This window comes from Uliginosibacterium sp. 31-12 (assembly GCF_030548425.1).
Taxonomy (GTDB): Bacteria; Pseudomonadota; Gammaproteobacteria; order Burkholderiales; family Rhodocyclaceae; genus Uliginosibacterium; species Uliginosibacterium aquaticum.
Window position 1 is genome coordinate 60,124 of record NZ_JAUOOA010000003.1, and the last position, 15,247, is coordinate 75,370.

At 64.8% G+C, this 15,247-nt stretch carries 12 protein-coding genes; 9 read left to right on the top strand and 3 right to left on the bottom strand.

Annotation, left to right across the window (positions count from 1 at the left end; translation table 11 throughout):
• The first annotated feature begins 23 nt into the window (after positions 1–23).
• The 7 genes from Q3Y64_RS07405 (at position 24) to Q3Y64_RS07435 (ending at position 10,700) form a co-directional block, all read left to right on the top strand.
• On the top strand, positions 24–2,786 hold the full coding sequence (locus Q3Y64_RS07405; RefSeq protein ID WP_303560647.1) for an EAL domain-containing protein: 2,763 nt from the start codon (positions 24–26) through the stop codon (positions 2,784–2,786).
• 21 nt (positions 2,787–2,807) lie between these two features.
• Positions 2,808–5,021 (top strand): methyl-accepting chemotaxis protein, encoded by a 2,214-nt coding sequence (locus Q3Y64_RS07410; RefSeq protein ID WP_303560648.1) that lies wholly within the window; start codon positions 2,808–2,810, stop codon positions 5,019–5,021.
• A 20-nt stretch (positions 5,022–5,041) separates the two neighbouring features.
• A complete protein-coding gene (locus tag Q3Y64_RS07415) occupies positions 5,042–7,072 on the top strand; it encodes a methyl-accepting chemotaxis protein (protein WP_303560649.1) in 2,031 nt (676 codons plus the stop codon).
• Between the two features lie 14 nt (positions 7,073–7,086).
• Positions 7,087–7,518 (top strand): hypothetical protein, encoded by a 432-nt coding sequence (locus tag Q3Y64_RS07420; protein WP_303560650.1) that lies wholly within the window; start codon positions 7,087–7,089, stop codon positions 7,516–7,518.
• Positions 7,519–7,823: 305 nt separating this feature from the next.
• The gene (locus Q3Y64_RS07425) at positions 7,824–9,443 is read left to right on the top strand and encodes a methyl-accepting chemotaxis protein (RefSeq protein ID WP_303560651.1); all 1,620 of its coding nucleotides are present in this window, start codon (positions 7,824–7,826) and stop codon (positions 9,441–9,443) included.
• A gap of 107 nt (positions 9,444–9,550) precedes the next feature.
• Complete coding sequence (locus Q3Y64_RS07430) at positions 9,551–9,838, top strand: hypothetical protein (protein ID WP_101941923.1); 288 nt, start codon at positions 9,551–9,553, stop codon at positions 9,836–9,838.
• A gap of 286 nt (positions 9,839–10,124) precedes the next feature.
• Positions 10,125–10,700, top strand: a complete 576-nt coding sequence (locus Q3Y64_RS07435) for a hypothetical protein (RefSeq protein WP_101941924.1) — start codon at positions 10,125–10,127, stop codon at positions 10,698–10,700.
• A gap of 69 nt (positions 10,701–10,769) precedes the next feature.
• On the opposite strand, the gene Q3Y64_RS07440 is transcribed toward Q3Y64_RS07435, so the two are convergent.
• Positions 10,770–11,315, bottom strand: a complete 546-nt coding sequence (locus Q3Y64_RS07440) for an NADPH-dependent FMN reductase (protein ID WP_303560652.1) — start codon at positions 11,313–11,315, stop codon at positions 10,770–10,772.
• A 149-nt stretch (positions 11,316–11,464) separates the two neighbouring features.
• Between Q3Y64_RS07440 and Q3Y64_RS07445 the strand changes: the two genes are divergently transcribed.
• Positions 11,465–11,800 (top strand): TfoX/Sxy family protein, encoded by a 336-nt coding sequence (locus tag Q3Y64_RS07445; protein WP_303560653.1) that lies wholly within the window; start codon positions 11,465–11,467, stop codon positions 11,798–11,800.
• A gap of 65 nt (positions 11,801–11,865) precedes the next feature.
• On the opposite strand, the gene Q3Y64_RS07450 is transcribed toward Q3Y64_RS07445, so the two are convergent.
• Both Q3Y64_RS07450 and Q3Y64_RS07455 read right to left on the bottom strand, forming a co-directional pair.
• Entirely contained in the window at positions 11,866–12,630 is a 765-nt protein-coding gene (locus tag Q3Y64_RS07450; protein WP_101941927.1) for a LytTR family DNA-binding domain-containing protein, read from the bottom strand.
• Positions 12,630–13,682 (bottom strand): sensor histidine kinase, encoded by a 1,053-nt coding sequence (locus tag Q3Y64_RS07455; protein WP_101941928.1) that lies wholly within the window; start codon positions 13,680–13,682, stop codon positions 12,630–12,632. Before Q3Y64_RS07455 ends, Q3Y64_RS07450 begins: the two co-directional genes overlap by 1 nt.
• A gap of 73 nt (positions 13,683–13,755) precedes the next feature.
• Between Q3Y64_RS07455 and argH the strand changes: the two genes are divergently transcribed.
• A complete protein-coding gene (argH, locus tag Q3Y64_RS07460; RefSeq protein ID WP_303560654.1) occupies positions 13,756–15,171 on the top strand; it encodes an argininosuccinate lyase in 1,416 nt (471 codons plus the stop codon).
• The last annotated feature ends 76 nt before the right edge of the window (positions 15,172–15,247 follow it).

The window sequence follows — 15,247 nt, forward strand, 5'->3', positions numbered from 1 at the left end:
TACAGACAGAGCCAAGCGGCAGCATGCATCCCGCCACCGATTCCTTCGACAAGCTGAGCAATCGCCTGCAGGCCGCCTTCATCCGGCTGGCCAAGGACGAGCATTTGTGGAGCGGCGATCTCTACAGCGCCCTGCGCAATGTCACGACCACCCTCGCCGAGGTGCTGGAAGTGGGGCGCGCGAGCGTCTGGCGGATGTCGCCGGACCGCCACGAACTGGTCTGCCAACTGCTGTTCCGTACCGACCGCCAGGGCTTCGAGTCCGGCGCCAGCCTGCCGGCAGCGCAATTTCCGCATTACTTCGGCGTGCTCGATGAAGAACGCCTGCTCGACGTGCCCGATGCCGCCAACGACCAGCGTGTGCAGGAGCGCTATCCGGGCCATCTGCGCCCGCTTGGCATCGGCGCCTGCCTCGAAGCCACCCTCCACGAAGCCGGTCAGTTAGCCGGGGTGCTGTGCCTGGAGCATCTGGGCAGCCCGCGCCTGTGGAGCCGAGACGAACAGCTCCTGGCCATCTCGGTGGCCGATCTGCTCTCCCAATTGCAGGTCTTCCATACCCTCAAGGATCGCGAACGCAGCTATCGCAGCATTTTCGATGCCGCCGGCGACGCTATCCTGACCATCGTCGATGGCCTCATCGCCGACTGCAATCCCCAGGCCCAGCTGATGCTCGGGCGCCCGCGTGCCGAGCTGATCGGCAAACCGGTGACAGACTTTTCACCGGAAATGCAGGGAGATGGCCGGCGCTCGGATGACAAGGCCGAGGGCCTGCTGCAGGCAGCCATCGATGTCGGCCCGCAGCAGTTCGAATGGACCCATCGCCGCGCCGACGGCAGCCGCATCGAAACCGAGGTCAGCCTGTCCGCGATCTGGCTGGCCGGGCGCTGCCAGGTCACCGCCATCGTGCGCGACGTAACCGAACGCCGCCTCGCCGAGCAGATCCGCCAGACTTCGGCCGAACTGCTCAAGCAGCGCAACCTGGCCCTGCAGGTCGTGTTGAACCTCGCCAGCCAACTACACCGCAGCTCGGACTCCGAAGCCATTGCCGACGAAACCCTGCGCGTGCTGCAGCTCTTGCAGCGCGCACCGCTGTCCCTCTTCCATCTGGCTGGCGAAGATGGCGAGCACTTCGAAGTCATCGCCTCAACCGGCTACACCCCGGCGCAAATCGCCGCTCGCCGGCGCATGCCGATCGAGCGCAGCCTCTCCGGTCAGGCCCTGGCTCTGGGCCAGATCCTGCACTGCACCAATGTCGAAGACGACGAGCGTATCGATCCGGTCATCCGCGAGCGCTCACTGATCGACGGCATCCACTCCTTCACCGTGCTGCCGCTGGTCTATCAGGACAAGCAGCTGGGCGTGATCGGCCTGCAGTTCTACGACTGCGGCAACGAGTTTTCGGATGCCGAACTGGAGATCCTGCGCGCCGTTAGCCAGACCGTGTCGCTGGCCCTGGCCAACGCCCGCAGCGTGCAGGCGCTCGAGTTCCAGGCTACCCACGATTCGCTCACCGGCCTGCCCAACCGCACCCAGCTGCACCGCGATGCCACCGAATCCTTGCGCTGGATCGCCGGCAGCCCGCGCCAGCTGGCCCTGATGCTGCTGGATCTGGACCGCTTCAAGGAAGTGAATGACACCCTGGGCCACCGAACCGGTGACCAGCTCCTGAAACTCGTCGCCACCCGCCTGCAGGCCGCCATCGAACGCGAGGACGCAATGCTGGCACGCCTTGGCGGCGATGAGTTCGCGATCCTGCTGCGCTCGGTCACAGATGCCGACCAGGCTCAGGACATCGCCCGCAGCATCGTTGCGGCGTTGCGCACCCCGATCGAGGTCGAAGGCATCTTCATCGAGCTCGGCGCCAGTATTGGTGTGGCGGTCTATCCACAGCATGGTGGCACCAGCCATGCCCTGCTGCGTTGCGCCGATGTGGCCATGTATGCCGCCAAGGGCAATGCCAGCTCGGTGAGCCTCTACGACAACAGCCACGACGCCCACAACCCGCGTCGCCTGGCCATGATTACCGAGCTCGGCTCGGCCATCCGCAGCGAGCAACTGGTACTCCACTATCAGCCGCGCTACAGCCTGCAGGAAGGGCGCTGGTGCAGCTGCGAGGCGCTGGTGCGCTGGCAGCATCCGAAGCTGGGGTTCATTCCGCCCGGCGAATTCGTGCAATTCGCCGAAACCAGCGAACTGATCCGCCCGCTGACCCTGTGGGTGGCACGTACCGCCGTGCGCCAGCTGGCCCTGTGGCAGCAAACGGGCCTGTGCATCTCCACCTCGATCAACCTGTCCACCCGCAATCTGCTGGACATCACCCTGCCCGAAGCCCTCGCCGAGCTGCTGCGGGAATACGGCCTCCAGCCGGGCTCGCTGGAACTCGAAATCACCGAGACGGCGCTGATGACCGACCCCGACCGCGCCATGCAGACCATCGAGCGCCTTGCGGAGCTCGGCATGCGCCTGTCGATCGACGACTTCGGCACTGGCTACTCTTCGCTGGCCTACCTCAAGCGCATGCCACTGCACGCCCTGAAGATCGACCGCAGCTTCGTGCGCGACATGCTCCATGACGATCAGGACGCCATCATCGTGCGCTCCACCATCGGCCTCGCCCACAGCCTCGGCCTGCAGGTCGTGGCCGAAGGCGTGGAAGACCCCGCCACCCTCAGTCGCCTGCGCGAGTACGGCTGCGACGAAGCCCAGGGCTATGTGCTCAGCAAGCCCATGGCCCATGCCGCCGCCCTGCGGGTGATGCAGGCCCCGCTTCCCATCCAGACGGGTTGAACCCGCCGTGCGAGAGATGCCATGCAGAGACTCCTGAAACTCCTCTTCAGCCTCCTCCAGCGGCTCTTCCAGCCTCTGCTGGGCTTCATCGCTGCACGCTTGCCGGCCGGCCTTGCCACCCGGGCCAGCGGCCTGCACCTGCGTCTGCAACCAGGCCAGGTGCTCGGCCAACTCCAGGCCGTGCGCCAGCAAGCCCTCGCCACCTACCGCGAAGGAGGCCTGCGCGCCTTCTTCGGCCCCGGTATCCGCCTGCTCAACGCCCGTCGCTATATCTGGAAATTCGGTCTGCTCGGGGCACTGGCGCTAGCCACTACCGGCCTCTACGTGGTGGGCCTGAATGTCTCGATGCGCAGCGAAATCAACGCGGCGCGCAGTGAAGCGCGTGCCCTGGCGCTCTACCCGCCTCTCGCAGAGGCCCTTCAGGCTAACCGTCAGTACAGCCTGCAGGCCTGGGCAGCCGCTGGCGATCCGAGCCTCGCGGCCGGCGTGGCGGCCAAGGGGGCGGCGCTGGAATCCGCTCTCGCCGCCCTCGACAATGCACTCAAACAGGAAGGCGACAGCTTCGCCCTCGCCCCGCGCTGGGCTGCCCTGCGCAGCGAAGCACAGAAGCTGCGTAGCGGCGAGGCCACGCTCACGGCCGAGAGCGTGAAAACCGCCCAGCCCAAATTCAGCCGTCTGCTGCTGGACTTCATCGGTGATCTCGGCGAGGCCAGCGGCCTCCTCGCGGACGACCGCCGCGAAGCCGCGCTGATCGCCGACCTGCTGATCCGCAAACTGCCCCAGGCCTCCGAACAACTCGCCGCACTCAGCAACACCTCGGCCCTGCTGCTGGGCAGCAAGGAGATGGGCGCCGACTGGAACCGCATGGCCGCCATCACCACGGACGCCGAGCGCGCACGTGATGCCCTGCTTGATACCCTGGCCCGCACGGCCAATGCCAATCCCGCCAACCGCAGCGAGCTTGAAACCGCGGCCAGCGAGCTGCGCACGCATTGGGCGGAAATCCTCGAGGTCACCGATCGCGAGATCCGCAAAGGCGCCTTCGCGCTCAGCAGTGAAGAATTCCTCGGCAGCGCCCGCAGCGCCGCCCTGGCTCAGTTCGAACACACCGCGCCGCTTGCCGGGGTGCTGCAGAAGCAGTTGCAGGCTCGCTCCAGCCGCCTCGAAGAGCGCTTCTGGATCGCCAGCCTGATCGGCAGCCTGCTGGTGTTGAGCCTGCTCTACTGCGGCGCCGCACTCTTCGTGAGCATCCTGCAGTCGGTACGCGAGCTCTCGGAAGGCGCCCGCCACATCGGTGAGGGCGATCTGGGTTTCCGCGTGGCCTACTCCGCCCACGACGAGCTGCGCGGCGTGGCAGCCCAGTTCAATCACATGGCCAGCGCCTTCGCCGCCATCATCCAGCAGGTCCAACGCACTTCGCAGGAGCTTGGCAGTGCCGCCGAAGGCCTCGCCAGCTCGGCCGCCCAGGTCGCCCAGAGCTCCGAACAACAGAGCGAAGCGGCCGCCAGCATGGCGGCCGCCGTCGAGGAGATGACCGTCGGCATCGACGAAATTTCGCGCAACGCCGGTGCGGCCGATGAAGTGGCAGCCCAATCTGGCCAGCTCTCGGCCAGCGGTGGCGAAGTGGTGGCACGCACGGTCAGCGAAATGGAACTGATCGCCGCTGCAGTGCGTGGCTCCTCCGAAGTCATCAGCGAGCTGGGGCGCAATTCCGCCCAGATCAGCAGCATCGTCAAATCCATCAAGGAAATTGCCGATCAGACCAATCTGCTGGCCCTGAATGCCTCCATCGAGGCCGCGCGGGCCGGTGACGATGGCCGCGGCTTCGCCGTAGTGGCCGACGAGGTGCGCAAGCTCGCCGAGCGCACCACCCGCGCCACCGCCGAGATCGGCGGCATGGTAGCCGCCATCCAGGCCGGCACCACCCGCGCCGTGGCGGCCATGCAGGACGGCGTACGCCGCGTGCAGGGCGGGGTGGACCTCTCCAACCAGGCCGGCGCTGCCATGCAGCAGATCCGCGACGAATCAGCCCGCGTGCTGGCCTCGGTCAGCGAGATCTCCGGCGCCCTGCGCGAGCAGGCAACGGCCAGCACCGAAATCGCCCAGAGTGTGGAGGCCGTGGCTCAGATGGCGGAAGCCAACCATGCCCAGGTCTCCCGCACCAACCACACCGCGCGCGAGCTGGTCGGCCTGTCCGCCCGCCTTGGCGAAGACATCCGCCGCTTCCGCACCTGAGCACGCCCAGGAAAGCCGCCATGAAATTCCTTACCCTGCTCCTCGCCCCGGCCATCGCGCTGCTCAAGCGGCTCGACTTCCGCCTCAAGTTCGGCCTCATCGGCGCCCTCGCCGTCGTCACCATGGGTTACTTCATGCTCATGCTGGCCGTCGAGATGCGCAGCGCACTCACCAGCACCCAGCGCGCCGAACTCGGACTGGAAATTCACAACGAAGCCCGCGCAGCCCTGCTGGCCACCCAGAACTACGTCGGCGTGAGCCTGCTCGCAGCTGGCGACGACAAACACAAGGAGCTCGCCAATGCGCGCCGCACCGCGGCCGATCAGGCACTCAAAGAACTCGCCGAGGCCGTTGCCGATGCCCCCGAGCTGGGCCTTGCGGAAGCCTGGAAGAAAGTGGACAGCGCCTGGCAGGCCTTCCGCGATCCAGCCACCCCACCCGAACGCAGCACGCTCGCCACAGCCCACCGCCCGCTGATCGAAGCCCAGCAGGCCTTCCTCCGCGAGCTGGCCGACGCCTCTGGCCTGATGCGCGATCCGGACCCGCGCGCCGCCTATCTTGCCGAGGCCGTGGTGATCACCCTGCCGGCGCTTGGCGATCAGCTCGCCGAGCTCAGGAACACCGGCGTCATGGTGCTGGGCGTAGCAGGCTTTGCCCGCGAATGGCGCCGCATGGGTGCCATGCTGGATGCCATCAGCGCGGGGCAAGAGACGCTTGCCGAACAGCTTGGCCGCGCCGGACGCGGTGACAGCGGCCTGGCCGCCCAACTCAGCGCGGGCCACAAGGCGCTCAGCGAAGCCAACCAGCAGTTCGCCGAGAGCGTGCGCAGCAGCATCCTCGCCGGCTCGCGTGACATGAAGGCCGAAGACTTCGCCAGCGCCAGCCTGAAAGCTATGCGTAGCTTCGACGAAAAGGCTGCCGACGGTGTCATCGATGAGCTCGACGGCATCATCGGCTGGCGCAGCTTCTCGCTCACCGCGCGTTTCTGGCTGCTCAACCTGCTGGCGCTGGGCATGGTGCTGCTGCTGGCCTACATCGGCATTAGCATGTATCTGGCGGTCAGCGATACCGTCGAGCAGCTCACGGATGGCACCCGCCGCGCCGCCGCCGGTGACCTTGCCCATCGTCTGGAGCACACCACCCAGGATGAGCTCGGCGAAGTTGCCACGCGTTTCAATGCGATGCTCGAATCACTCGATGGCGTGGTCCAGCGCGTGGCCAGTACCGCCGCCGCAGTGGAAACCGCGGCCCGCGAACTGAGCAGCAGCGCCCAGGCCGTATCGCAGGAGTCCGCACGCCAGAGCGAAGCCTCCGGCGCGATGGCCGCCACCATGGAAGAGATGACGGTGGGCATCAACGAGATCGCACGCTTTGCCGAAGACGCAGAAAGCATGGCCGCGGCCTCCGGCAAGGCCTCCGCCGCCGGCGAGCAGCTGTCTACCCGCACCGAAGCCGAGATCGGCCGCATCGCCGAGGCGGTGCAGCAATCCTCGGTGGTAATCGACGAGCTGGTTGAAAACTCGCAGCGCATCAGCGTGATCGTCAGCACCATCAAGGAGATCGCCGAGCAGACCAATCTGCTCGCCCTGAATGCCGCCATCGAAGCCGCACGGGCCGGTGAAACCGGGCGTGGCTTCGCCGTGGTGGCCGACGAAGTGCGCAAGCTCGCCGAGCGCACTGCCCGTGCCACCCTCGAAATTACGGACATGATCGAAACCATCCAGCGCGGCACCACCGATGCCGTTGGCTCCATGCAGCAAGGCGTGGCCCGCGTGGCTGATGGCGTGGGCCTCACCCGCGAAGCAGGCGAAGCCATGCGCAGCATCCAGCAATCCTCGGCACGGCTGGTCGGCGTAGTGGCAGACATCTCGGCAGCCCTGCGCGAGCAGAGCGCGACCAGTAGCGACATTGCCCGCAACATCGAACGCGTTGCTCAGATGGCCGAGGCCAACAATGGCAGTGCCCAGGGCACCCTTACCACCACACGCGCACTGGATGCGCTGGCTAGCCAGCTGGCCGGCCAGATCCGCCAGATCCGCAGCGGCGTCTAAGCCAGGAGGCAAACATGAACGGGCTCAACGAATTCATGTGGAAGAGCAGTCTTGACTGGCGCAGCCTGATCGCGGCCGCTGAAGCCGTAATCGCACGCTGGAACACGATCACCAAATTCGAAACGAAGACCGACCAACGCGAGCACATCTGGACGGTGCGCCACAGCAGCAACGCCCTGCCCTTCCTCGTCCTTAATGGAGATTCCCTGCGCGGCTCGGTGCCCCGCATCGGAAACCCGATGCCCTTCCTGCTCCTGATCGGCGTCTGCCATCAAAACCCGGGCGCGGTGGAGCTCTCCTTCGCCAACGGCCAGAAGATCGATCCTGCCCGCTTCGATCCTGCCGATCTCACCAGCCTCCTGCCCCACGCCACCCATGCCGCCCACCGCAAGCTTGCCGAACTCGCCGTCCAGGCAGCCGCGCCAGCCAGCGGAGTAGCGACTTGAACGGCCTTGCCTATTTTGAGACCCCGCCAGCGCGCTGCGAAACAGGCCGCCCTGGCGTGACGCGCGAGCCCCGTGCTGACGGCCGCACAGACCACCCCGCCCTGATGCGCAGGCGCTACGCACGCCGGCGAGCCCCGACCTAGACGGCACGCAGCTCTGCTGCATCACCACGATGCCGCTGGAGCGCGGCCTGGTTGAGGCCAACATCGGCGCCATCGACGGCGACCAGGCCTTCCGTCAAGCCGGTCAAGTCGCCCGGCAGCGGGCCGTTATACCTTTGTGCTTCGCACCATGAGGTCCGCCTGATGAACAAGACCATTGCTGCCGCCCCTCTAGCCGGCCTGCTCGCCGGCCTGGTGACCACGGCCATGCTGATCCTCACCCTGTCCGCAGCCATCAGCTGGGCCAGCCTCACGGCTCTGACCGGCTCGAATGCGGCCATCCAGCACAGCGGCAAACTCACCCGCACCCAGAGCGACGTCGACATGATGCATGACGCCATCCGTGCCGATGTCTACAAAGCCTTTCTCAACGCCGGTGGCGGCCCCGAACTGGAGGCGGCGCGCAAGGATTTCAACGAACACGCGGCGACGCTCAAATCGGGTTTCAGCACCAATCTCGCACAACTGCCGTCGGCTGCTCAAACGATCGCCGAGCAGGCCCGGCCGGTACTGGAGCGCTACCTCGCCAGCGCCACCACCCTCCTCGCCCAACCACAGGACGATCCCCAGCACAGCCGGCTCATCAGCTTTCACGCCGATTTCGAAGCCCTCGAAGATCAGCTCGCAGCCCTTACCGATAGCATCGAACTGAGCAGCGCTGAGCAGTCGGCCCTCGCCCAGCAAGCCGCCGATAGCGCCCGACGCAACATCCTGCTCAGCGCCCTCAGCGGCATCCTCCTGCTCTGCGGCGCAGCCTTTTTCGTTCATCGCAGCAGCGTGCCGGCATTGCGCCAGCTGGCCCGGAGCGCCAGCGAAATTGCCCGCAGCAGCGACCTCACCCTGCCTATCGAGGAGGCAGGCTGCCGCGAGGTGCGCAGCGTGGCTCAGGCCTTGCAACAAATGTTGATCAGTCAGCGCCAGGTCATCAGTCAGACCCATGCCACTTCACGCGCGGTACAGCAGGGCATGGATGCCGCCCACCAGCTCTCGGAGCAAGTCCAGCGCGGCGCCAGCGACCAGAGCCAGATGCTGCAGCAGGCCTTGGCTGGCTTCGAAGAGGCGGCCGAGGCCATCGAAATCGTTGCCACCAATACCCGCGATGCGGTGCATGCGGCCCAGAGCGCCGGAGAACTCTCCCAGCGCGGCGCCGACAGCGTGCGTGACACCGCGCGCCAGCTCGAAGGCATCGGCCAGAGCGTGCGCGAAGTCTCCAGCATCATCAGCAGCCTTGCCCAGCATGCCAACGAAATTTCCGGAGTGGTCGTGGCGATCCGCGCAATTGCCGATCAGACCAATCTGCTCGCCCTGAATGCCGCCATCGAAGCTGCCCGCGCTGGCGAACAGGGGCGCGGCTTTGCCGTGGTGGCGGATGAAGTGCGCAAACTGGCCGAGCGCACCAGCCGCTCTACCGATGAAATCTTTCAGCTCATCGAACGCATCCGTCATGCCAGCGAAGCCGCGGTCAACAGCGTGGATAGCAGCGTGCAGGTCGTCAGTTCCGGCATCAGCCGCGCCGCCGAATCAGCCGATGCAGTCGCCGAAATCCCTCGCGCCGCCGCCGGCGTACTCGACAACATGCGTGACATCAGTGCCACCCTCGATGGTCAGCGCCAAAGCCAGCACAGCATTGCCCAGGCCATCGAACGCGTCAGCCAGTCTGCCGTCACCACCAGCCACAACGCCAGCGGACTCGACCAGCTCGTCGGCCAGACCCGCCAGAACATGAGCGAGCTCACTGACACCGTGCGCCAGTTCAGGATCTGAAAACCGGTGCTAAGCGCCGCAAAAAATCCGCAGCCGGGGTCAAAACGCTGGCCTGCCGAAAACGCACTGACAATACTGAGCGGGTCATCCACGCTCAGGAGATCCCCATGTTGCGCCCTTTCCCAGCCTTGCTTGGCCCCGCCCTCCTCATTGCCCTGCTGAGCAGCAGCGGCACCCAGGCCGCCAGCAGTTCGGCCTCCAGTCACGCCGGTGGCCGTCCGCCCGGCCCGCCCCCCGAAGCCATTGCCGCCTGCAAGGGCAAGAGTGAGGGCGCTGAAGTCAGCTTTGCCGGGCCGGAAGGTCAGACCTTCAGCGGCACCTGCCAGAGTTTCAATGGGACGCTGGCCGCCATGCCCAAGGGCGGCCCTGGCGGCCAACCGCCCCCGGCGCGCTGAAGCGCCGACCCCGCATCAGCAAACGGCAGGCGGCGTCGCTTCCAAGAGGGGCGCGCCGCCTGTATTTTGCCGTTGCTCCCGCACGCCGCGCCGCTCATCCCAGAACCAGCACAATTGCATATCTTCGCCGCGCTGGGCGTTACCAAAAGCCTTACGAAAGGCCCCTTTCAGAGCAGGTAATCCCTCCATCATCAAGTCCGGTTCACGGCCTCGCCGGAGCCGCCGCGGGCAGGATCATGACTCGCCCGCCGGCCTACAAAACTGATACATGATTGGAGACTCTGTAATGCAGCTTCGTAAAACCGTACTGGCGCTTGCCCTCGGTCTCGGCCTGTGTGGCCTGGCCCACTCCGCAGACCTGCTCAATACCCGCTTCACCGGCGAGCAGATCTTCACCCCGGCCTTCAAGGCCTTGCCGGGAGATCCGGCCAAAGCCTATTTCGCCATCACCTTCGGCGAACCGAAAAGCGAGGCCGGCAACCTGCTCCTCGAAAATGGTCGCATCACCCTCGGCGCAGTGTCCGGCGCTGCCGGCAAGATAGAAGAATCCTCCGCCTCCAGCCGCCCCGAAGGCGTGATCGACCTGAGCAAGCCCTACCGCATCACGCTGCGGATCACTGAAGCCAGCAGCCTGGTCGAAGGCAAGGACAACTTCTTCATCTACGTGAACAACAGCAGCACCAAGATGACACTGTCACCGCATGGAGAAGCCTCTGTCATCGCCCGCGTGCCAGTGAAAGAGTTGAAGACCGGAGACAACGTGTTCACCGCCAGCCTCGGCGATGCGCGCTCCTTCCTGCAGTTGCGCGCCGAGTCCGGTGCCCGCGTGAAGATCGAGTCCATCAAGCTGGAATCGCTCTGAACCCTCCGGTGAAGCCCCGGGTCACCCAGGCTTCACCTTGTGTCATGGCGGCGCCTGGTGCGCGTGCGCTCAGGCCTTGATCCTGCCTGCCCACACCACCAGCGCCTCAACCAGGCCTGCGACCTGCTCACGGATCTTCGGGTCAGTCACATTGCCCGCCGCATCGAAGCCGCCAGCAAAGGCATTGCTGAAGACTTCGGGCTTGTTCAGCGGATGCAGATTCAGGAACACGCAGCTCTGGCGCAGGTGATATTGCGAACGCGAAGTGCCCATGCCGCCACCGGCGCCCATCAGGCCCACCGCCTTCTCAGCCAGCAAGGCATTGTTCGGTTCGCGCGAAGCCCAGTCGAGAATGTTCTTCAGCGCCGGGGCGACCGAATAGTTGTATTCAGGACAGGCCAACAGCAGCGCATCCGCCGCCCCGATCTGCGCCAGCACACGCTTAACCGCCGCCGGTTTCTCCGTGAGATCGCCGTTGTAGAAGGGCACATCCGTGAGATCGACAATCTCCAGCGTCACTCCGGCCGGCAAGTCCTCCTGCGCCGCGCGTAACAGGCCGCTGTTGCACGAAGCCTTGCGCAGGCTGCCCGAAATACCCACAAGCTTGAATGCCATGATGCTGTCCTTATCGAGAGTTGGAGGATGCCGCAGCGAGCGGCCTTTCTACTTTAGACCAAGCCTTCTACCCTGCCCGGCAACCCCACCTACACGGCCAGCCGGCAGCGGATAAGATTACTGTTTTTGCCTGCCCGGATTTAGCAGCCATGCCCATCTCCGCCGACTATCTGGCCTTCATCTGCGAACTTCTCGCTCCGCTCGGCCGCATCCGCAGCAAACGCATGTTCGGCGGTGCAGGCCTCTACTGTGACGAGCATTTCTTTGCCATCGTCATCGACGATCAGCTCTATCTCAAAACCGATGCAGAGAACCGCGCCGAATTCGAGCGCGAGGCACTGGAAGCATTCCGCTATGAGGCGCGCGGCAAGATCGTGCAGCTGGGCTACCACCGAGCCCCGGACGAAGCACTGGACTCGCCCGAGCTGATGCGCCCGTGGGCGCGCAGCGCGCTGGCGGCGGCCCTGCGCGCGCGCAAGTCCTGACGCCTCTCGGGCGGAAACGAAAACGCCGGCGGCTGCCGGCGTTTTCGTTGAAAGGCACGCAGCCTTCAGTCGCCCAACACGGCCCGCACATTGGCCCACTGACGACGGCTGATTGGCAGCAGTTCGGCGAGGCCATTGAGACGCACGCTCCAGTAGCCTTCTCCCCCATCCTCACCCACCGAGCGCTCGAAGCCAACCACCGCCTCACGCGACACCAGGCAATTGCGGTGAATACGCACGAAGCGATCCGGAAACTCCTGCTCCAGCTGCACCAGCGACTCTTCGAGCAGGAACTCGCGCGCCACCGTGCGGGAGGTCACATATTTGAGCTCTGCCTTCAGGTAGAGCACATCCGAAATTGGAATCAGATGGATCTTGCCGCGCTCGCTGCAGGTCAGGTGGCGACGTGGCTCAGCGATCGTGTCGATATTCTCGCGACTCACCGGAGTAGCCTGGCGCGCCTTCTGCAGCGCAGCGGAGAGGCGCTCGGCACGCACCGGCTTGAGCAGATAATCGATGGCATTCAGCTCAAAAGCCTGTACCGCATGTTCGTCATAGGCCGTCACGAAAATCAGACGCGGGGGATTCTTGAGGCGACTGGCATGCTGGGCGAATTCGATGCCGTCCATGGCCGGCATGCGGATATCCACCAGAATCACGTCCACCGCAGTGGTTTCAAGCATGCGCAACGCTTCCAGGCCATTGCCGGCCATCCCGGCCACGCGGGTAGGCTGATCTGCAGCAATGTCGCCCAGCAGGTCGCGCAAGCGCTCGCGAGCCGGGGCTTCGTCATCAACGATCAGTACGGCCAGTGTTGCTGCAGCTTCCATTACTTCTCCTCCCTTCGTAGTGGGATGCGGACACGCACCCTGAACTCGCCGTCGGTTTCTTCGGTTGTCAGGGTTGCTTCAAGATCAAAAAACAAGGTCAAACGCTCACGGATGTTGTTCATCGCCATCCGGTTACCGGTCGCCCGCCGCTCCACCTTGTGAGCGGGGTTGCTGATCCGCATGTCGAGCATGTTGCCGCGACGCACAATGCGGATCAGTATCTGTCCAGGCTCAGGGTTCGGTTCTATACCGTGAAACACTGCATTCTCAATAAGGGGTTGCAGCATGAGCGGCGGAACCTGGGCGTTGAGCGGCGCATGTTTGAGCTCCCACTTCACTTTCAGGCGCTCACCCAGACGCAGGCGCTCCAATTCAAGGTAGCGGTTGCAAAGCTCGATTTCGTCACACAAGGTGACCAGCTCGCGGCTATCGCGCATCAGCTCGCGGAACAGTTCGGCCATCGATTCCAGTGCTTCCTCGGCTCGTTTCGGGTCCGAACGGATCACGCCGAGCACGCCATTGATCGAGTTGAAGAAGAAATGCGGGCGGATACGCGCCGTCAGCGCAAGGATCCGCGCTTCCCCCAGCGCCGGCATCTGGGCAATCTGGCGCCAGCGGAAGTAGGCCATCACACAGATCGAGCTGGCCAGCGCCCAGATCATCCCGCGCAGATAACCATCAGCATTCACCGGCAGCAGGATCCACGATTGGCAAAAGATGGTCGAAGCCAGGGCCAGGCTCGCCACAGTAAGCGTGAGGTCACGCCAGTTCAGATGGCTCAACCAGTGGCCAAGCACGAACAAAGCAGTCGCGAACAGGATCAGCGGCAGCTCAACCCGTCCGGCCATCATCAGCAGGGTCTGACCAATCTCCGCCAGCGCCGGCGCCCGGATCAGCACGGTAATGAGCATCAGCACATTGCCGACCAGCAGCACCCTCAGCACGGCACCGAGATTGCGAAAATCCGGCACAGGCACGCGCAGGCGCTCGGGGATCGCGGAGCGCTCCGAGGCTTGCTTTATACTTGCGGACTTCTCCGGCGCTGCTGCCATGGTTATTTACCGGCCCTGACGGGCCACTTCGTTGCGGCCCGAACCCGAAAGCTGATTCAAGAATTCCGCGATTATGACTGATAAATCATCCGCCACCGGTACCTGGTCCGGTCGTTTCTCCGAACCCGTCTCGGATCTGGTGAAACGCTACACCGCCTCGGTGTTCTTCGATTGCCGCATGGCTGCGCAGGATATCCGCGGGTCACTCGCCCACGCAAAGATGCTCGCGAAGCAGGGCATCATCAGCAATCAGGACTTGTCCGACATCGAGCGCGGCATGGCGCAGATCCTCGGCGAGATCGAGCGCGGCGAATTCGAGTGGACGCTGGACGGCGAAGACGTGCACATGAATATCGAGCAGCGCCTCACCGCGCTGATCGGCATGGCCGGCAAGCGCCTGCACACCGGCCGCTCGCGCAATGACCAGGTCGCCACCGACATCCGCCTGTGGCTGCGCGACACGATCGACAGCATCCTCGCGCTGATCGGCGATTTCCAGACCAATCTGTTGAAGCTCGCCGAGGAGCACGCCGCCACCCCCCTGCCCGGCCACACCCACCTGCAAATCGCCCAGCCGGTGACTTTCGGCCACCACCTGATGGCCTACAGCGAAATGCTGCGCCGGGATGCCGAGCGCTTTGCCGACGTACGTCGTCGCGTCAATCGCCTGCCGCTGGGCAGCGCCGCCTTGGCGGGCACCACCTATCCGATCGACCGCGAATTCGTTGCGCGCGAGCTGGGCTTCGACGAAGTCTGCGAAAACTCGCTGGATGCCGTGTCGGATCGCGACTTCGCGATCGAATTCTGCGCCGCCGTAGCGCTGGCCATGATGCACCTGTCGCGCCTGTCGGAAGAGCTGATCCTGTGGATGAGCCCGCGCTTCGGCTTCATCGATCTGGCCGACCGCTTCACTACCGGCTCATCGATCATGCCGCAAAAGAAAAACCCGGACGTGCCCGAGCTGGTGCGCGGCAAGACCGGTCGCGTCAATGGCCACCTGATCGCCCTGCTGACCCTGATGAAGGGCCAGCCGCTGGCCTACAACAAGGACAATCAGGAAGACAAGGAACCGATCTTCGACGCCGCCGACACGATGATCGACACCTTGCGCATCTACGCGGACATGATCACCGGCATCAAGGTGAAGGCCCACAACATGCGCGAAGCGCTCAAGCTCGGCTTCGCCACCGCCACCGATCTGGCCGATTACCTCGTCAAGAAGGGCCTTGCCTTCCGCGATGCGCACGAAGCTGTTGCACTCGCGGTGCGCGCTGCAGAGACCAAAGGCTGCGACCTGCCCGACATGTCACTCGAAGAACTGCGCGCCTGCATGGCTCATGTACCGGGCGCACCGGAAAAGCTCAGTGATGACATCTTTGCGGTGCTCACCGTCGAAGGCTCGCTGGCCGCGCGCAACCACATCGGCGGCACCGCGCCAGAGCAGGTTCGCGCGGCAATTGTCCGTGCCCGGGCACGCCTCGCAAAGTAAGCATCACAGGAGGAATAGCCTCTGATCGCGAGTACGCGTGGCCAGAGGCTGTTTCTCATAAAAGCACACGCTTGAA